This window comes from Nonomuraea sp. NPDC050383 (assembly GCF_044459125.1).
Classification (GTDB): Bacteria; Actinomycetota; Actinomycetes; order Streptosporangiales; family Streptosporangiaceae; genus Nonomuraea.
Genome location: NZ_JBITIP010000009.1, coordinates 298,271 through 315,426, shown reverse-complemented (window position 1 = coordinate 315,426; position 17,156 = coordinate 298,271). Strand labels below are relative to the sequence as shown.

Here is a 17,156-nt window from a genome sequence, read left to right as displayed (position 1 = left end):
CGTCAGGAGCGGTCCTGGTGCTCGGCGGCGGCCGGGACGGCCTCGTCCTCCGGTGGCGTGACCCGGCGGACCACGACCGTGCTGATGCGGTTGCGGCGGCCCGCGAGGCTCTCGGCGGTGAGCTGGAGCCCGGCCACCTCCGCCTGCGAGCCGGCGATCGGCACCCGGCCGAGCGCGTGGGCCAGCAGCCCGCCGACCGTCTCCACGTCGTCGACCTCGATCTCCGTGTCGAACAGCTCGCCCAGCTCGTCCACCGGCATCCGGGCGGTCACCCGCAGGGCCCCGTCGGGCGTGGACTCGACGCGGGGCGCCTCCTGGTCGTACTCGTCGGTGATCTCACCGACGATCTCCTCCAGGACGTCCTCGATGGTGACGAGGCCGGCCGTCCCGCCGTACTCGTCGATGACGATCGCCATGTGGATCTGCCGCGCCTGCATCTCGCGCAGGAGCTGGTCGATGGGCTTGCTCTCGGGCACGTACGTGGCCGGGCGCATGGTGGAGTCGATCCGCTCCGTGCCGCCGTCCTGGCCGGACTCGTGCACCCGGCGGATGATGTCCTTCAGGTAGGCGATGCCGACGACGTCGTCCTCGTTCTCCCCCACGACGGGGATGCGGGAGAAGCCGCTGCGCAGCGCCAGCGAGAGCGCCTGGCTGAGCGTCTTGCCCCGCTCGATGAAGACCATGTCGGTGCGCGGCACCATGACCTCGCGCACCAGGGTGTCACCCAGCTCGAACACCGAGTGGATCATCTCGCGCTCGTCCGGCTCGATCACCCGGCGCTCCTCGGCGAGGTCCACCAGGTCGCGCAGCTCGGCCTCGGAGGTGAACGGGCCCTCGCGGAAGCCCTTGCCGGGGGTCAGCGCGTTGCCGAGCAGGATGAGCAGCTTGGGCAGCGGGCCGAAGATACGGGTCAGCCCGTAGACGATCGGCGCCCCGGCCAGCGCGATGGGCTCGGCGTGCTGGCGCCCGAGGGTGCGCGGCGAGACGCCGACGATCACGTAGCTGACCACGATCATCACGGCGGCGGCCGTCACGTACGCCCACCCCTGGTCGCCCAGCCGGTCGATGCAGAGCAGCGTCACGATCACCGTGGCGACCAGCTCGCAGCTCAGCCTGAGCAGCAGGAGCAGGTTGAGGTAGCGCGGCGGGTCGGTGACGATGGCCTGCAGCCGCACGGCGCCGCGCCTGCCCTCGCGCACGAACTCCTCCGCCCGCACCCGTGAGATGCGGGTCAGAGCCGTCTCCGCGCTGGCGATCAGCCCACCGATCACCACGAGGGCGACGGCCAGGGGCAACCAGGCGTTCACCGCGGGTCGCGCACCTCCTGCCACGCCTCCAGCAACCTCGCCTGCAGCCCGAACATCTCCTTGTGCTCCTCCGGCTCGGCGTGGTCGTAGCCGAGCAGGTGCAGGATGCCGTGCGTGCACAGCAGTTCGAGCTCGTCGCGGGCCGAGTGGCCGGCCTCCTCGGCCTGCCGGGCCGCCACCTGCGGGCAGAGCACCACGTCGCCGAGGAGCGCCGGATCCGTGGGCGCGTCGACGTCGCCGCGCGCCCCGCCGCCCGGACGCAGCTCGTCCATGGGGAAGGCGAGGACGTCGGTGGGGCCGGGCTCGCCCATCCACTTCTCGTGCAGCTCGGCCATGGCGTTCTCGTCGACGACCATGATGGACATCTCGGCGAGCGGGTTGACGCCCATCTCGCCGAGCACGTGGGCGGCGAGGCGGACGATGTTCTCCTCGTCCACCTCGACGCCCGACTCGTTGTTGATCTCGATGCTCATCGCCGCTTACCCCGGTGCTGGATCGACTTGGCGGGCTCCGTCGCCTCCTGGAGCGCGTCGTAGCGCCCGTAGGCGTCCACGATCTCGCTGACCAGCTTGTGACGGACCACGTCGGCGCTGGTCAAGCGGGAGAAGTGAATGTCGTCGATGCCCTCGAGGATCTCCTGCACGACGCGCAGCCCGCTCGTGGTGCCCGCCGGCAGGTCGACCTGGGTCACGTCGCCGGTCACCACGATCTTGGAGTTGAAGCCGAGCCTGGTGAGGAACATCTTCATCTGCTCGGCCGAGGAGTTCTGGGCCTCGTCGAGGATGATGAAGGCGTCGTTGAGGGTGCGGCCCCGCATGTACGCCAGCGGCGCGACCTCGATCGTGCCCGCCGCCATCAGCTTGGGGATGGAGTCGGGGTCGACCATGTCGTGCAGCGCGTCGTACAGCGGCCGGAGGTAGGGGTCGATCTTCTCGTACAGAGTGCCCGGCAGAAAGCCGAGCCGCTCACCAGCCTCGACGGCCGGGCGGGTGAGGATGATCCGGTTGATCCGCTTCTCCTGGAGCGCCCGCACGGCCTTGGCCATGGCGAGATACGTCTTGCCGGTGCCGGCCGGGCCGATGCCGAAGACGACCGTGTGGTGGTCGATGGCGTCGACGTAGCGCTTCTGGTTGACGGTCTTGGGCCGGATCGTCCGGCCGCGCGAGGAGAGGATGTCGAGGGAGAGCACCTCGGCCGGCCGGTCGGAGGTCATGCGCAGCATGGCGATGCTCCGCTCGACCGCGTCGGGCGTGAGCTCGCCGCCGCTTCGCAGCACTTCGACGAGCTCTTCGAACAGCCGTACCACGGCCCCGCTCTCGTCGGGGCTGCCGGTGACGGTGATCTCGTTCCCTCGGACGTGAATGTCGGCCCGGAAGGCGCCCTCGATGACACGCAACAGCTCGTCACGGGAGCCCAGGAGGCTGACCATCGGGTATTCGTCCGGAATCAGCACCTTGGCCTGTGTGCGCGTCGGAGGTGCGGTCCGGCGGGATTCGTGTAGTTCGGACATGGGCAGGCCAGCGGCCTGATGCCTCCCGGTCTCTTCGTGTGTGCTTCTCCGCCCATGGTAGCCGGGACCACGCGAATCGCTCTCGCCAATATCACCCCGGCGGCCACGTCAGGTCACGGCCGCCCAGCAGGTGCGCGTGGACGTGGAAGACCGTCTGGCCCGCGGCGGGCCCGGTGTTGAGGACGACGCGGTAGCCGGCGTCCGCCACGCCCTCCTGGACGGCCACCGCGTGGGCGGCCTTGAGGACGTCGTCGGCCAGGCCGTCGTCGGCAGCGGCCAGCGCCGCCGCGTCGGCGTGGTGCTCCTTGGGGATCACCAGCACGTGGGTCGGGGCCTGCGGGTTGCGGTCGCGGAACGCGAGCGCCCGGTCGGTCTCCAGGACGACCTCGGCCGGGATCTCCTTGGCGACGATCTTGCAGAAGATGCAGTCGGTCACGCGCCCACCCTATCGAGACACTCCGTCCTCCTCACGGTGATCACCGCGCTATGCTGCTCCCGCCCCGCCTGGAACGTTCCGAACTCCCTGCCCCTGTTGCGAATCGGTGACCGAGCGCGCCGTGCGTAGGAAGATCCTCGCGGTTAGGGTGGGTATGCGACACTTCGGCGCAACAGGACAATCAGGGTCTGGGCAAGGCCGCCTGGCGAGGACACGACTGGGTAATGCCCCCTAAGGAACCGGAAGAGCGTAAACCCTCTCGGAAGGCCGCGCGTCCTCATGAGGTGACCACCGAGACCCTTCTGGCCGACAGGTCGTTAGGGGCGGTGCCGGTCGGGTGGGACGCCGACATGGCCGTGACCGCGCTGTACAGCGCGCACTTTCGGTCATTGGTGCGTCTCGCAGTGTTGCTGGTACGCGACATGGCGACCGCCGAGGAGGTCGTGCAGGACGCGTTCGTCGCCATCCACGGCGCCTGGCGGAGACTGCGCGACCCCGACAAGGCACTCGCCTACCTGCGTCAATCCGTCGTCAACCGCTCCCGATCCGTGCTGAGACACCGCGCGGTCGTCGAGAAGTATGCTCCCAAGGGTCTGCCCGACGCCCCGAGCGCCGAGAACGGCGCGATCGGCGAGCTCGAACGCTCGGCCGTGATCGAGGCGCTGCGGGCCCTGCCGGCACGTCAGAGAGAGGCACTCGTCCTTCGCTACTACGGTGATCTGTCCGAGGCTGAGATCGCCCACGCCATGGGCATCAGCAAGGGAGCGGTCAAGAGCCACACCGCGCGTGGAATGGCCGCCTTGCGTTCCGTCCTGGAGAAGATGTCATGACCCAGCCCCCCGACGAGTACGGCGACGTACTGCGCCGTGTGCTCCGCGCGGAGGCGGACACGGTCGTGCCCTCGCCGGACGGACTGGAGATCATCCGTGCCCGCATCGAGCGGCGCGGTATCCGCAACCTGTTCTGGTGGCGGGCGGGTGCCGCCGCGGCGAGCGCGGTGCTGGTGGCCGGCACGATCGTGATGGTGGTCCCCGAGCTGCGCCACCAGGTGCTGCGGGAGACCGTGCAGGATGTCCGCACCACCTCGACCCCGCCCTCGGGGTCCTCCACCAACCGGGCCGTGTCGCCCGATCCGCCGCAGCGCAGCGAGGAGCGTGAGGTCGTGGTGCTGCCCGATCCCACGACGCGGCCACCGCGGCACGTCCCCGAGACCGCCAGGTCGACCAGCAAGCCGACGCCCAAGGCGTCTTCCCCCACCCCGTGCCCCACGCCGACCGGCGAGCAGGCCGGCCGGCGGACCACCGGCCAGGCCGACGACCTGACGCCCGGGCCGACGTCCGACCAGACGGACGAGCCCACGGGCGGGCCGACGAGCGGGCCGGCCGAGCCGCGCGACGACTGTCCCGGCGCGACGCCGACCCCGGCCCGGACGCCCACCCCGGCCCCCACGGTGACCGAAACGGCGCCGGCGGCCGTGCCGTGCCCCGCCGACGACTGCCCGGCCGACGCCCCCGACCCGACGCAGCCCGTCCAGACCGTCCAGACCATCACCACCATCATGGACGCCAGCCCGCTCTCCTCGCAGTAGGGCCGCCGGCGCCCGCGAGGCGGCCCGGCGCCGGCGGGTCACCAGCGCCCGGCACGAGCCATCCGGCGGGTCATCAACGCCCGCTACGAGCCATCCGGCGGGTCACCAGCGCGCGGTACGAGCCTCTCGGCGGGTCATCAACGGCCGTGCGGACCTCTCAGCGGGTCACCAGCGGCCGGTACGGGCCATGAGGACCGAGGCCGCCGCCACCCCCGCCGTCGAGGTGCGCAGCACCGTGGACCCGAGCAGCACCGGCACCGCTCCGGCCGCCCGGAACCGGGCCACCTCCTCCTCCGACACCCCGCCCTCGGGGCCCACGACCATGACCACGTCGCCGTCGGCCGGAGTCTCCAGGCGCGACAGCGGCTCGGCGGCCTCCTCGTGCAGCACCAGCCCGAGGGCCGCGCCGCGCAGCAGCGCCTCGACCTGAGCCGTGGAGGCTGGCTCGGTCACCTCGGGCAGGTGGAAGCGGCGGGCCTGCTTGCCCGCCTCGCGCGCGGTGGAGCGCCAGCGGGCCAGCGCCTTGGCCGCCCGGTCGCCCTTCCACTGGGTGATGCTGCGCGAGGCGGACCATGGGACGATCACGTCCACGCCCGCCTCGGTCATCATCTCGACGGCCAGCTCGCCCCGGTCGCCCTTGGGCAGGCCCTGCACGGCGACGATCCGGGGCCGCGGCGCCGGCACGTCGTGGCGGGCGACCACGTCGAGCCGGAGGGAGTCCTTCAGCGCCTCGCGCACGACGCACTCGGCCACCGCGCCGGCGCCGTCGGTCACGTCCACCCGCTCACCGGCGCGCAGCCGGCGCACGGCGGCGGCGTGACGCCCCTCGGGCCCGTCGAGCAGCAGCTCGGGCCCGTCGAGGGCGTCGGACAGGAAGACGGGGACGCTCACGTCCGCCCGTCTCTACCCCGCGGCGGCCTCATCTCCCGTTGAACGCGTCGCGCAGCCGTGAGAAAAAACCCTGCTGCCCCGGTGCGAACTTACCCGGAGGGCGCTCCTCTCCCCGGAGCTTGGCCAGCTCCCGCAGCAGTTCTTCCTGCGCCGGATCGAGCCGCGACGGCGTCTCGACGTTGACGTGGATCAGCAGGTCGCCGCGGCCGCTCTCGTTGAGCCGCTGCACGCCCCGGCCGTACATCGTGATGACCTGCCCCGACTGGGTGCCCGGCCGCACGTCGAGCTCCTCGGAGCCGTCGAGCGTCTCGACGGTGAGGATCGTGCCGAGCGCGGCGGCCGTCATCGGGATCTGCACCGTGCAGTGCAGGTCGTCGCCGCGCCGCTCGAAGATCTCGTGCGGGCGCTCGACGATCTCCAGGAACAGGTCGCCGGGCGGGCCGCCGCCGGGGCCGACCTCGCCCTCGCCGGCGAGCTGGATGTGGGTGCCGTCCTCGACGCCCGCCGGGATGCGCACCTTGATCGTACGGCGGGTGCGGACCCGGCCGTCGCCGGAGCACTCCTGGCAGGGATGCCGGATGATCGACCCGAAGCCGCCGCACTGGGGGCACGGCCGGGACGTCATGACCTGGCCCAGGAACGACCGGGTGACCTGGGAGATCTCGCCGCGGCCGTTGCACATGTCGCAGGTGTCGGGGTGGGTGCCGGGCGCGGCGCCGGCGCCCTGGCAGACCTCGCACAGCACGGCCGTGTCGACGACCAGCTCCCGGGTCGTGCCGAACGCGGTCTCGCGCAGGTCCAGCTCGACGCGGATGGTCGCGTTGCGGCCCCTGCGGGCGCGCGAGCGGGGCCCGCGCGCGCCGCCGGCCTGGCCGAAGAACGCGTCCATGATGTCGCTGAACGGGAAGCCCGCGCCGAAGCCGCCGGCTCCCGCGCCCGCCCCGCCGCCGCCGAACGGGTCCGCGCCCAGGTCGTACATCTGGCGCTTGTTCGCGTCGGACAGGACCTCGTAGGCCTGCGTGATCTCCTTGAACCGCTCCTGGGTCTCAGGATCGGGGTTCACGTCAGGGTGGAGCTCCCGGGCCAGCCTGCGGTAGGCCTTCTTGATCTCGTCCTGACTGGCGTCACGGCGCACCCCGAGGGTGGCGTAGTAGTCGCTGTTTGCCACTTATCGACCTCTTATGATGCAGCCAGGATCTGGCTGACGTAGCGTGCCACCGCGCGTACGGCGCCCATCGTCACGGGGTAGTCCATCCTCGTGGGACCCAGCACGCCGAGCCGGGCCAGTTGGTTGTCGCCAGAACCGTATCCGGTCGCGACGATGGACGTGCCGTGCAGATAGGGGTTTTCCGAGCCGATGCGCACAGTGAGCGCGGACGGGATGTCGCTGGACGTCTCGCCGAGCAACCGCATGAGCACGACCTGCTCCTCCAGGGCCTCCAGCACGTCGCGCAGGCCGACGGTGAAGTCGGCGCCGGCGAGGTTGGCCGCCCCGGCGAACACGATCTTCTCGTCGTGGCGTTCGACGAGGGTCTCCAGCAGCACCGACAGGATGGTGGCCACGGCCGGCCGGTCCTCGGCGGGCAGCCGCTCGGGCAGGTCGGCGACGAGATCGGGCACGGCGCTCAGGCCGCACCCGTCGAGACAGGCGTTGAGCACGGCCCGCAGGTGCGCGATGCGGGTGTCCTCCACGACCTCGGGCAGCTCGACCACGCGCTGCTCGACGCGGCCGGTGTTGGTGATGAGCACCAGCATGACGCGCCGCTCCGAGAGCGGCACCAGCTCGACGTGCCGGACGGTCGAGCGGGTCAGCGTCGGGTACTGCACGACCGCGACCTGCCGGGTGAGCTGCGCGAGCAGCCGCACGGTGCGGGTGACCACGTCGTCGAGGTCGACCGCCCCGGCCAGGAACGTCTCGATCGCCCGGCGCTCCGCCCCGGACAGCGGCTTGACCTGTGACAGCCTGTCGACGAACAGCCGGTAGCCCTTGTCGGTCGGCACGCGGCCGGCACTGGTGTGCGGCTGGGTGATGTAGCCCTCCTCCTCCAGCGCGGCCATGTCGTTGCGCACGGTGGCGGGGGAGACCTTGAGATTGTGGCGCTCGGCCAGCGCCTTGGAGCCCACCGGTTCGTTGGTGGACACGTAGTCTTCGACAATGGCGCGGAGCACCGCCAGCTTACGTTCGTCGAGCACGTGCTCACCTCCTGCGTCTGCCTCGGGGAACGACCGTCTAGCACTCTGTGTTCCCGAGTGCCAAGTGTACGGCTCTCACCCACAAGGTGCGATAACACCTGGCCATCCTGCCGCTGGCGCGGGCCCGCCTCCAGGGATCAGACTTGCCGACATGACCGACGAGTCCCCCTCCCAGCCGAACGACCCGGCGCCCGGGTCCGGCCCCCATCCCGGTCAGCCCCCTCCTCCCCCGCCGTACGGGCAGCCGCCGTACGAGCAGCCGCCGCACGGGCAGCCGCCGTACGAGCAGCCGCCGCACGGGCAGCCGCCGTACCAGACGGGGCCGCACGGCATGCCGCCGCAGCAGGCCCCGTACTCGCGGCAGCCTCCGTACCCGCAGCCTCCGTACCCGCAGCCGCCGTACCCGCAGCCGCCGTACCCGCAGCCGCCGTACGGGCCGTCGTACGGGCCGGGGCCGGTGACCGGCGAGCAGGCCGCCCACCCGCAGGTCCCGTACCAGCCGGGCCCCTACGGCTCTCCTTCGGGCGAGCAGGGGTCCTACGGCGGCCAGCCGCTCACGGGCCCGTACGGCAGCCGGCCCCTCCCGGTGTCCGGCATGTACGCCGGCGGCCCCCTGTACGCGCCCCGGGCGGACCCCAAGCTGCTCCGGCCCCCGCTGTGGTGGGTGTGGGCCGCCTGGGGGCTCGCGCTGGTGTGCGTGGTGGCCGGGGTGGCGCTGTTCGCGAGCGGCGTGGCGGACACGGCGCGGAGCGCGCTGCCGACGAGGACGTTCGGCTCCGGTGAGACGGTCACCGTGAACGTGGACCCGGCCGACGAGCCCGTGGTGTACCTGGCCAGCGCCTCGCCGGTGCAGTACACCTGCTCGGCCGGCGGCGGCGCCGGCAAGGCGCTGCTGGCCAGGATGCCCGGGAGCATGACGGTCACGCAGGGCTCGACCACCTGGCGGGCCATCCTCGCCCTGAACGTGCCGAAGGCGGGCGGCTACCAGCTCAAGTGCGACACGGCCGCGGGATCGGGCGCGCGCTTCGCGGTGGGCCCGGCCGTGGACGCCGGCGGGCTGCTGGGCGGCATGGCCGCGCTGTTCCTGCTGCCCGGGGCGGGCGTGCTGGTCGCGGTCGTCCTGACCGTCGTCGTCCTGGCGCGGCGCAGCGGCCACCGCAGGCGCCTCGCGGCAGGCGGGTGATTTGCTACGGTCCCCGGTGTGTATGACGGTGATGTTCTCGCGGGCAACTGGCGGCGGCCGGGCAAGGGCACGATCCCGAAGGTGCCCGCCGAACCCGACCTCGTGGTGGAGGACGCCGACAGCGGGTTCTGCGGCGCGGTCGTGGCCTGCGACAAGGAGGCCGTCACGCTGGAGGACCGGTTCGGCAGGCGGCGCCTGTTCCCGCTGGCGCCGGCCGCGTTCCTGCTGGAGGGCAGGCCCGTGACGCTGGTGCGGCCGGTCGCGGCGCCGAGCGGGCCGAGGCGCAGCGCGTCGGGGTCGATCGCGGTCGAAGGGCTGCGCGCCAAGGTCGCCAAGGAGAGCCGCATCTACGTCGAGGGGGTGCACGACGCCGCCCTCGTCGAGAAGATCTGGGGTCACGACCTGCGCGTGGAAGGGGTGGTCGTCGAGTACCTGGAGGGCGTCGACGACCTGCCCGCGATCGTCGAGGAGTTCGGCCCCGGGCCGGGGCGCCGGCTGGGGGTCCTGGTGGACCATCTGGTGCCCGGCTCCAAGGAGAGCCGCATCGCGGCCCGGGTGACCTCTCCGGAGGTGCTGGTGGTCGGGCACCCGTTCGTCGACATCTGGCAGGCGGTCAAGCCGTCCGCGCTGCGCATCCCCGCCTGGCCGGACGTGCCGCGCGGGGTGCCGTGGAAGGAGGGCGTGATCGCCGCCCTGGGGTGGCGCGTGGAGCCCGCCGAGGCGTGGCGGCGCATCCTGGGGGCCGTCTCCTCGTTCGCGGATCTGGAGCCCGAACTGCTCGGCCGGGTGGAGGAACTGATCGACTTCGTCACGGAGGCACCCTGACCCGGGACCCGCCGCATCACCGGCCACGGGCCCGCGGTCGGGTGACCGGGTCCGCGGTCACGGCCGGTCCTGTTCCCGATCGTGTGGATCGTGTCGCCGGCCCTCCACGTCCGGGCGGCGCCCGCCGCGCACCACCGCTTCCGGTCTCCGTCCGCCTGATCAGCTGACCAGGTCGCGTACCAGCGCGTCGGCGAGCAGCCGGCCCTTCAGGGTGAGGACCATGAGGCCGCCCTTGAACGCCTCCGGCTCCAGCAGCCCGCCACCGAGCGCGGCGGCGACGGCCGTCCGCGCGCCGGGGGCGACGTCGGCCAGCGGGTAGCCGGACACCAGCCGGAGCTCCAGCATGAGGCGTTCGGTCTCACGGTCGTCGGCGGTGAGCACCTCCCGCGCGTGGGCGGGCGAGACGCCCGCGGTCAGGCGCTGGGCGTAGGCGGCGGGGTGCTTGACGTTCCACCAGCGGGTGCCGCCGACGTGGCTGTGGGCGCCGGGGCCGGCGGCCCACCAGTCGCCGCCGGTCCAGTAGAGCAGGTTGTGGCGGCAGCGGGCGGCGTCGGACGTGGCCCAGTTCGACACCTCGTACCAGCGGAACCCGGCCTCGCCGAGCATCGCGTCGGCGATCTGGTAGCGGTCGGCGGCCACGTCGTCGTCGGGCATGGGCAGCTCACCGCGCCGGATGCGGGCCGCCAGGCGGGTGCCGTCCTCGACGATGAGCGAGTACGCGGAGACGTGGTCGGGCTCGGCCTCGATGGCGGCGGCGAGCGAGGCCCGCCAGTCGTCGTCGGACTCACCCGGCGTGCTGTAGATGAGGTCGAGGTTGACGTGGTCGAACCCGGCCGCGCGCGCCTCCTTCACGGCCTGCCCGGCCCGGCCGGGGGTGTGGTGGCGGTCGAGGACCTTGAGCACGTGCTCGCGGGCGCTCTGCATGCCGAAGCTGACGCGGGTGAAGCCGCCCTCGCGCAGGCTCTCCAGCGAGGCGGGGCCGACGGACTCGGGGTTGGCCTCGGTGGTGACCTCGGCTCCCGGCGCGAGGCCGAACTCGTCCCTGACGGCCGCGAGGACGCGGACCAGGTCGGCCGGGGGCAGCAGCGTGGGGGTGCCGCCGCCGAAGAACACCGTCTGGACGGGGAGGTCGGCGTCGCCGAGGACGCGCCGCGCCAGCCGCACCTCCTCGACGACCGTGTCGGCGTAGTCGCGCTGCGAGGCGCCGGGGCCCAGCTCGGCGGCGGTGTAGGTGTTGAAGTCGCAGTAGCCGCAGCGCGTCACGCAGAACGGCACGTGGACGTAGAAGCCGAACGGGCGCTCGCCGAGGCTGCGCAGCGCGCTCTCGGGGAGCTCGCCCGAGGCGGGCGCGGCTTCGCCGTCGGGCAGGGTGGATGGCACACCTCCAGTCTGCCCGCCACCACCGACCACCCTGACCACGGGCCACCCGCACCATGCCTTCCCCGGCTCCCCTCCACGGCGGTGCGGGTCCGGGGAGGCCGGGTGGCGCGACGGGCCGGCTCGCTCAGGTCAACGTGCCGCTCCGAGCACCCGGTCGGCCACGTCGTCCCAGAAGGCGGAGCGTCCCGGGACGGCCAGCACGCGCCGCAGCAGCTCCTTGTCGCCGTGGAACGCCCGGAACGCCTCGGCCACCGTCACCCCGTCGCGCGGCCGGTGCACGATCCGCACTCCGTCACCGGCGCCCAGCTCGCCCGTCTCCACCACCCTCAGGTACGCGCCCGGCCGCCCGGCCTCCGTGAACCGGCGCACCCATCCCGGCTCGTCCATCCAGTTGCGGAACACCACGCACGGCACCCGTGGCCCGCTCACCTCCAGCACGGCCGACCCGACACGCCAGCGCTCCCCCAGCACCGCGCCGTTGACGTCGAGTCCCTCGGTCGTCAGATTCTCGCCGAACCTGCCGTCGCGCAGCCCACGCCGCAGCTCGGCCTCCCACCAGTCGTAGTCCTCGCGCGCGTACGCGTAGACCGCGTGGTCACCGCCGCCGTGGTTGACCAGATCGCCCCGGCCGTCACCGGCGACCCCTTCGGGGCGTACCTCCACCCGGTCGAGCACCGGTGCCTTGTCGATCGCCGTGCGCCCGGTCTTACCGGCCCAGGGGGCGTCCACTACTTTCCCGACATTTACCGAGATGACCCGCATAGCGCCGACGGTAACCGAGCCGTTCCCCGGCGGCGATCCCTTTTCCGGGCCCTTCCCCGGCTTCAGAACCCGAGGTCGTGGGAGAGAGGCAGTTCTCCTCGCCCATCACACCGGCTCCTCGACCGCGAGCACCGTCGCCCGGCCGTCCGCACCGGCCGCACCGGCCGCACCGTCGCCGGCGGCCCCGCGAACGTCCTCGGCACGGCGGGCGCCGTACACGCCCTGCACGAAGCCGAAGATCGCCGAGACCAGGGCCGCCATGGCCGAGACGGCGAAGCTCCACCCCGCCCCGGCGCCGGACAGCACCGCTCCCGTGACCGCGCCGGCCAGGCTGCTCCCCACCACCCTGACCAGCGAGTTCACGCCTCCGGCCGCCGCCGTCCTGGCCGGCTCGACATGCTCGACCGCCATCGTGCCGAGCGCCGCGTACCCGAGCCCGATCCCCACGCCGAGCACGGCCGACGCCCCGTACAGGCTCGCCGGCGACCCGTGCGAGACGCTGAGCCAGAGGGCGGCGACCGCCACCACCACGGACCCCGCGCCGACCAGCGACGCCGCCGCGAACCGGCGCATCAGGCGGCCGGCGAGCAGCGAGACCGTCAGCATCAGCAGCGCCGCCGGCAGCAGGTACAGGCCGACCTGGAGGACCGAGGCGCCGAGCCTTACCTGGGCCACGGACGACAGCGTGGTGATGGTGCCGAACAGTGCGAACCCCAGCAGCAGCGACGCCACCGTCGCCCCGACGGTCCCCCGGTGCAGCAGCATCGGGATCTCGATGAGCGGAGACGCGGCCCGCCGGGCCGAGACCACCCAGAGGGCGAACAGCACGACGCTCGCCGCGAGCAGCCCCAGTGTGCCCGCCGAGGTCCAGCCCCAGGCCGCGCCCTTGCTGACGGCCAGCAGCAGGCAGACCAGCCAGGACGCCACCAGCGCCGCGCCCGCGTAGTCCGGACGTCCGGCGGCCTGAGGACGGCCGGGTTCACGGACGAACAGCATGATCAGCACCACTCCGGCGGCCCCGAGCCCCGCAAGGGTCCAGAACAGCGCCTGGTAGCCGCCTCCGGCCAGGCCCGCGAGGATCATGCCGGCCCCGCTGCCGACGCCGATCATGGCACTCAGCACGCCGATCGCCGTGGGCAGCCGGTCGCGCGTCACCTTCTGCCGGGCGATGCCCATGGCCAGGGGCAGGAGGGCTGCGGACACGCCCTGGAGCGCCCGGCCGGCGATGACCACGGACAACGTGCCGGCCAGGGCGGCCATGACCGACCCGGCGACCAGGAGCAGGAGGGTGGCGACGGCCACGGGACGCCTGCCGTACAGGTCGCCGAGGCGTGACAACAGCGGGATGGTGACCGCGCCGGAGAGCAGGGAGGCGGTGAGTACCCAGGAGACGGAGGTCAGCGGCGCGTGGAGCTCGCGTTGCAGCACGGGAAGCATCGGGACCACGGCCGTCATCTGGAGGGTGCCGACGGCCACGCCGAACGCGAGCACGCCCACGGCCGCCCATGGCGACTTTTTATACATGTATAGAAAGTAACATGGCAGGATGCCGGCGCGCACGGGGAGACCCCCCAAGATCTCCAAGGCGGACATCGTCTCCGCGGCCCACCGCGTCATCGACGAGGAGGGCACGCAGGCACTGACCATGCGCAGGCTGGCCCGCGAGGTGGGCACCACGCCGATGGCCCTCTACCACCACGTGCGCGACAAGGACGAGCTGCTCCTGCTGCTTCTGGACGACTACGCGGCCGGCGTGCCGCGACCCGAGCCGCAGGCGGGGTCCGCGGATCCGGGCGAGCGGATCGTGGCCGCCGCCGTCGCCATGCGCGTGGCGCTCATGGATGTCCCGTGGATCGTCGAGGTGCTCAGGGCCGACGATCTGATGTCGGCCCGCGCGCTGTGGTACCCGGAGCAGATCATCGACGCGGCCGTCCAGGCAGGCCTGACCGCGGAGGACGCCGTGGACGCGTACCGGATCATCTGGCACTACACGGCGGGCGAGATCGCCGCGCGCGCGGCCGCCGCGCGCCGGCGCGAGGACGGCAGGCCGACGTACCGGAGCCAGGTGTTCGAGAGCCTCGACGCGGCGCAATTCCCCAGAATCGCCTCGCTGGGCGGCCGATGGGAGGAGCTGACGGCCCGCGACACCTACGCCAAAGGGGTACGGGCCCTGGTGCGCGGCCTGCTGAGCCCTCCCCCGGTCTGAGCTCCGCCCGGCGGGGCCTCACCCCCTGGTGCCGTCACGGTCACAGGCGGCTCCAGCCGGCCCGGTCGGCGAACCGGTCCGCACGGTCGCGGGTCGCCTTGCCGGCACGGTCACGTGCGACCGCGCCTGCCAGGTTGAGCTGCGACTCGGCATCGAAGCCCGCGAGCTGTAACAGCTTTTCCAGCGCTGCCTGCCGGGTCTCCTCCAGGGTGGCGCCCCGCTCCCCGAAACAGTCGGCCGCGACGTCGAGCACGGCCGTGACCACGGCCGCGTCGGGGTAGGGCACGTCGATCACAATGGCGCCGTCCTTCGCCCGATCCGCCGGCACCAGGTGCAGCCGCAGCAGCCGCCGCATCTCCTCGGCCATCGCGACCCCCAGCACGGCCGCGCGCTCGAACCTCTCAGCAGCAAGCATGTCTCTCTCCAGTCGCACAGGTGTTCGTGAACACCAACGCTAGACGGCGCCACCGACAGAATCCGGCTGCACGGGAGGCACATCAGCCACCCGCGCGCGACGATCTACGGATTAGGCTCGAACGGTGTACGAAAAGACCGTCGTCGCCGAAGACCTCCATGTCGCCCTTGGTGACGGCCCCGTCCTCGAAGGGTTCTCGCTGAGCGCCTCCCCCGGCGAGATCGTCGCCGTCGTGGGCCAGAACGGTTCGGGCAAGTCCACGCTGCTCCGCTGCCTGGCCGGCCTCCAGCCGGTCGGCGGGGGCCGAGTCACCGTGTTCGGGGCCCCACCCGCCGACGACGCCGCGTTCTGGCGGGACGTCGCGCTGCTGGCCGACGAGCCCGCCTGGTACCCCGGCCTGACCAGCCGCGAGCACCTGGAACTCGTCCAGGCCGTCCACGGCGCGCCGCGCATGACCGCCGAAGCGGCTCTGAGCGTCTTCGCCCTGGCCGGGCGCGCCGACGCGCCGCCGCAGAACCTGTCCACCGGCCAGCGCCAGCGACTCTCACTGGCCGCCACCTTCCTCCGGCCCAGCCGGCTGCTCCTTCTCGACGAGCCCGAGCGCGGGCTGGACGCCTCCTTCCGCGTACGGCTCGGCGAGCTGATCGACGCGTACGCGGCCGGCGGCGGCACCGTCGTCATGGCCACGCACGACCCCGTCCTGGCGGCCCGCGCACGCCAGGTCTCCCCCGCCGGCCAGGCGACGGCATGAGCTCCCCGCACTCCCCTGATCCCGCCGCGGTGCGGTGGTTCCTGCGGCAGCGGCGGCAGGGCTCCACGAGCGCGCTCGACCGGTACGTCACCGTGTTCGGCGTCGCCCTCGTGGGTGTCATCGCCGCGCATCCCATCTCCTCGCTGCTCGCGAGCATGGCGGGGACGACCACGACGGCCCGCATGAGCGCGGGACTGGCGCTGGTCGTGCTGGCCTTCGCCGGGTTCACCGCCGCCGCCCGGGCGGCCGGGCCCGTGGCGCTGTCCGCACCCGACGCGTCATGGCTGCTGCCGGCGCCGCTGGGACGGCGCGCGATCCTGGGCCGGACGGCGCGCCTGCTGCTGGTGGCCGCCGTGATGGCGGGCGCGCTGCTCGGGCTGGCGCTGCTGGCCGTGCTCGGCGCGCCGGACCGGCTCCTCTGGCGGCTGGCCGGGGCCCTGGTGGTCGGCGTGGGCGCGACGGTGAGCACCATGGCCCTGGCCGTTCTGGAGCAGGCGTCCAGGCTCTGGGACGGCTGGCTGGGCATCGCGACGGGCGCGCTGGTGACGCTGGCCGTGGTGCTGAGCGTGGCGGCGATGGGCGCCCGGACAGCCCGTCCCGCACTCACCGGAGCCGACCTGATGACGGGTGCCGGAAACGTGTCAGGGATCGGCGGTGTCACGGGAGGTGAGGCAGGGCTCGTCCCTGCTGTCCTCCACGCGGTCCTGGGAGCGGTGGGCGCCGTGGCCGCCGCTCCACCCGCCGTCGTGGCCGGCGTCGCTGTGACGGCCGCCCTGACAGCCGCCCTCCTCGTACGGCAGGCGTGGGCCACCCTGGACCGCATGCCGGCCGGAGCCGTGCTGGCCGCCTCCACGCGGGCCGCGCACGTCACCCGGGCGGCCGTGCTCCTCGATCCCGGGGCGCTGACCTGGATCGCCGAGGACAACCACTGGAAGGCCAGGAGGCTGCGGTCCAGGAGGTGGCCGTCGCTTCCGGCGCCGGCGGCGCTGGCCTGGCACGACTGGCGCCGCCTCGCCCGCCGGCCGGGCCGCCTGATCGCGATGGCCGCCTCCGCCGCCCTCCCCGCCATCCTGGCCCAGGCCCTGGGCGTCACGACCAGCGGACCGGGAGTGCCTACGGCGGCGGCCGTCCTGGCCGGGGCCGTGGCCGTGGCGGCGGCCGCTGTGGCGGGGGCGCGCCGCGACGGCGACAACCCCACCCTGGCCAGGCTCGCCGCCGTCGGCCTGCGACCGGCACTCGCCGCCCGGGCCATGCTGCCCGCGCTCCTCGCCGGCGCCTGGACGGCCGCCGCGCTGACCGGCCTGACGCTGGTGGGCGCGTTGCCCGCCGGGGCGTGGTGGGCGTTCGGCCCGGCAGTCGCGCCCGCCGTGGCCGCCGGGGCGCTCCGGATGGCACGCAGGCGGCCTGTCGACCACTCCATGCCGGTCATCGACACCCCGGGCGGCGCCATCCCCACGGGCCCGCTGCTCTGGGCGCTGACCGGCGTCGACGTCGCCTTGGCCGGCTGCCTGCCGGCTGTCGTCGCGCTCCTGGCCCCGCCGGACGGCCTGGCCGTGTTGCTGGTGGCGCAGGCCGTCACGGGTCCGCTGATGCTCGCGACCTACCTGCTGAGGGCGCGGAAGCCGACGATCAGCTGAGAAGCGGCGGAGAGCCGCGCCCGGGGAACCGGGCGCGGCGATGGCCGGACGATGGTCGGACGCGGGCGAGGG

General features: G+C 73.2%; 18 protein-coding genes. 7 read left to right on the top strand and 11 right to left on the bottom strand.

Features of this window, described 5'->3' with window-relative positions; translation table 11 throughout:
- Positions 1-2: 2 nt before the first annotated feature.
- From ACIBG4_RS24075 to ACIBG4_RS24060, 4 genes are all read right to left on the bottom strand, one after another.
- On the bottom strand, positions 3-1,307 hold the full coding sequence (locus ACIBG4_RS24075) for a hemolysin family protein (RefSeq protein ID WP_310710382.1): 1,305 nt from the start codon (positions 1,305-1,307) through the stop codon (positions 3-5).
- Positions 1,304-1,780 (bottom strand): rRNA maturation RNase YbeY, encoded by a 477-nt coding sequence (ybeY, locus tag ACIBG4_RS24070; RefSeq protein ID WP_310710383.1) that lies wholly within the window; start codon positions 1,778-1,780, stop codon positions 1,304-1,306. Before ybeY ends, ACIBG4_RS24075 begins: the two co-directional genes overlap by 4 nt.
- The gene (locus ACIBG4_RS24065; RefSeq protein ID WP_397203683.1) at positions 1,777-2,817 is read right to left on the bottom strand and encodes a PhoH family protein; all 1,041 of its coding nucleotides are present in this window, start codon (positions 2,815-2,817) and stop codon (positions 1,777-1,779) included. The genes ybeY and ACIBG4_RS24065 overlap by 4 nt, the downstream gene beginning before the upstream one ends.
- Before the next feature lie 91 nt (positions 2,818-2,908).
- Positions 2,909-3,253 (bottom strand): histidine triad nucleotide-binding protein, encoded by a 345-nt coding sequence (locus ACIBG4_RS24060; protein WP_310710386.1) that lies wholly within the window; start codon positions 3,251-3,253, stop codon positions 2,909-2,911.
- Between the two features lie 350 nt (positions 3,254-3,603).
- Here ACIBG4_RS24060 and ACIBG4_RS24055 point away from each other — a divergent pair, with 350 nt between their 5' ends.
- Both ACIBG4_RS24055 and ACIBG4_RS24050 read left to right on the top strand, forming a co-directional pair.
- Positions 3,604-4,083 (top strand): SigE family RNA polymerase sigma factor, encoded by a 480-nt coding sequence (locus ACIBG4_RS24055; protein ID WP_175595049.1) that lies wholly within the window; start codon positions 3,604-3,606, stop codon positions 4,081-4,083.
- Complete coding sequence (locus ACIBG4_RS24050) at positions 4,080-4,841, top strand: hypothetical protein (protein ID WP_397203682.1); 762 nt, start codon at positions 4,080-4,082, stop codon at positions 4,839-4,841. The genes ACIBG4_RS24055 and ACIBG4_RS24050 overlap by 4 nt, the downstream gene beginning before the upstream one ends.
- A gap of 165 nt (positions 4,842-5,006) precedes the next feature.
- Here the strand turns inward: ACIBG4_RS24050 and ACIBG4_RS24045 are convergent, their stop codons facing one another.
- The 3 genes from ACIBG4_RS24045 to hrcA are packed head-to-tail and all read right to left on the bottom strand — an operon-like array spanning position 5,007 to position 7,925.
- The gene (locus ACIBG4_RS24045; RefSeq protein ID WP_310710388.1) at positions 5,007-5,732 is read right to left on the bottom strand and encodes a 16S rRNA (uracil(1498)-N(3))-methyltransferase; all 726 of its coding nucleotides are present in this window, start codon (positions 5,730-5,732) and stop codon (positions 5,007-5,009) included.
- A 28-nt stretch (positions 5,733-5,760) separates the two neighbouring features.
- A complete protein-coding gene (gene dnaJ, locus ACIBG4_RS24040; protein WP_310710389.1) occupies positions 5,761-6,900 on the bottom strand; it encodes a molecular chaperone DnaJ in 1,140 nt (379 codons plus the stop codon).
- Positions 6,901-6,911: 11 nt separating this feature from the next.
- The gene (gene hrcA / locus ACIBG4_RS24035) at positions 6,912-7,925 is read right to left on the bottom strand and encodes a heat-inducible transcriptional repressor HrcA (RefSeq protein WP_310710390.1); all 1,014 of its coding nucleotides are present in this window, start codon (positions 7,923-7,925) and stop codon (positions 6,912-6,914) included.
- A gap of 151 nt (positions 7,926-8,076) precedes the next feature.
- Between hrcA and ACIBG4_RS24030 the strand changes: the two genes are divergently transcribed.
- Complete coding sequence (locus ACIBG4_RS24030; protein WP_397203681.1) at positions 8,077-9,108, top strand: hypothetical protein; 1,032 nt, start codon at positions 8,077-8,079, stop codon at positions 9,106-9,108.
- 18 nt (positions 9,109-9,126) lie between these two features.
- On the top strand, positions 9,127-9,933 hold the full coding sequence (locus tag ACIBG4_RS24025; protein WP_355437886.1) for a DUF3097 domain-containing protein: 807 nt from the start codon (positions 9,127-9,129) through the stop codon (positions 9,931-9,933).
- Positions 9,934-10,092: 159 nt separating this feature from the next.
- Here the strand turns inward: ACIBG4_RS24025 and hemW are convergent, their stop codons facing one another.
- The 3 genes from hemW to ACIBG4_RS24010 all read right to left on the bottom strand — a co-directional run bounded on the left by hemW (position 10,093) and on the right by ACIBG4_RS24010 (position 13,599).
- Positions 10,093-11,313: a radical SAM family heme chaperone HemW gene (gene hemW, locus ACIBG4_RS24020; protein ID WP_397203680.1), complete on the bottom strand. Its 1,221-nt coding sequence runs from the start codon at positions 11,311-11,313 to the stop codon at positions 10,093-10,095.
- Positions 11,314-11,442: 129 nt separating this feature from the next.
- A complete protein-coding gene (locus tag ACIBG4_RS24015) occupies positions 11,443-12,075 on the bottom strand; it encodes an MOSC domain-containing protein (RefSeq protein WP_397203679.1) in 633 nt (210 codons plus the stop codon).
- A 105-nt stretch (positions 12,076-12,180) separates the two neighbouring features.
- A complete protein-coding gene (locus ACIBG4_RS24010; RefSeq protein WP_397203678.1) occupies positions 12,181-13,599 on the bottom strand; it encodes an MFS transporter in 1,419 nt (472 codons plus the stop codon).
- Positions 13,600-13,621: 22 nt separating this feature from the next.
- Between ACIBG4_RS24010 and ACIBG4_RS24005 the strand changes: the two genes are divergently transcribed.
- Positions 13,622-14,281, top strand: coding sequence for a TetR/AcrR family transcriptional regulator (locus ACIBG4_RS24005; RefSeq protein ID WP_397203677.1), 660 nt, complete (start codon positions 13,622-13,624; stop codon positions 14,279-14,281).
- A gap of 40 nt (positions 14,282-14,321) precedes the next feature.
- On the opposite strand, the gene ACIBG4_RS24000 is transcribed toward ACIBG4_RS24005, so the two are convergent.
- On the bottom strand, positions 14,322-14,696 hold the full coding sequence (locus ACIBG4_RS24000; protein WP_397203676.1) for a hypothetical protein: 375 nt from the start codon (positions 14,694-14,696) through the stop codon (positions 14,322-14,324).
- Positions 14,697-14,820: 124 nt separating this feature from the next.
- On the opposite strand from ACIBG4_RS24000, the gene ccmA reads away from it, so the two are divergent.
- Both ccmA and ACIBG4_RS23990 read left to right on the top strand, forming a co-directional pair.
- Positions 14,821-15,447, top strand: a complete 627-nt coding sequence (gene ccmA, locus ACIBG4_RS23995; RefSeq protein WP_397203675.1) for a heme ABC exporter ATP-binding protein CcmA — start codon at positions 14,821-14,823, stop codon at positions 15,445-15,447.
- Entirely contained in the window at positions 15,444-17,084 is a 1,641-nt protein-coding gene (locus ACIBG4_RS23990; protein ID WP_397203674.1) for a DUF6297 family protein, read from the top strand. The genes ccmA and ACIBG4_RS23990 overlap by 4 nt, the downstream gene beginning before the upstream one ends.
- Positions 17,085-17,156 lie beyond the last annotated feature (72 nt).

What these genes read in the sequence shown, in the direction of transcription:
- ybeY (WP_310710383.1), bottom strand. Translation starts at nt 1,780, where the DNA reads ATGAGCATCGAGATCAACAACGAGTCGGGCGTCGAGGTGGACGAGGAG.
- ACIBG4_RS24065 (WP_397203683.1), bottom strand. Translation starts at nt 2,817, where the DNA reads ATGTCCGAACTACACGAATCCCGCCGGACCGCACCTCCGACGCGCACA.
- ACIBG4_RS24055 (WP_175595049.1), top strand. Translation starts at nt 3,604, where the DNA reads ATGGCCGTGACCGCGCTGTACAGCGCGCACTTTCGGTCATTGGTGCGT.
- ACIBG4_RS24050 (WP_397203682.1), top strand. Translation starts at nt 4,080, where the DNA reads ATGACCCAGCCCCCCGACGAGTACGGCGACGTACTGCGCCGTGTGCTC.
- ACIBG4_RS24030 (WP_397203681.1), top strand. Translation starts at nt 8,077, where the DNA reads ATGACCGACGAGTCCCCCTCCCAGCCGAACGACCCGGCGCCCGGGTCC.
- ACIBG4_RS24015 (WP_397203679.1), bottom strand. Translation starts at nt 12,075, where the DNA reads ATGCGGGTCATCTCGGTAAATGTCGGGAAAGTAGTGGACGCCCCCTGG.
- ACIBG4_RS24010 (WP_397203678.1), bottom strand. Translation starts at nt 13,599, where the DNA reads ATGTATAAAAAGTCGCCATGGGCGGCCGTGGGCGTGCTCGCGTTCGGC.
- ACIBG4_RS24005 (WP_397203677.1), top strand. Translation starts at nt 13,622, where the DNA reads ATGCCGGCGCGCACGGGGAGACCCCCCAAGATCTCCAAGGCGGACATC.
- ACIBG4_RS24000 (WP_397203676.1), bottom strand. Translation starts at nt 14,696, where the DNA reads ATGCTTGCTGCTGAGAGGTTCGAGCGCGCGGCCGTGCTGGGGGTCGCG.
- ACIBG4_RS23990 (WP_397203674.1), top strand. Translation starts at nt 15,444, where the DNA reads ATGAGCTCCCCGCACTCCCCTGATCCCGCCGCGGTGCGGTGGTTCCTG.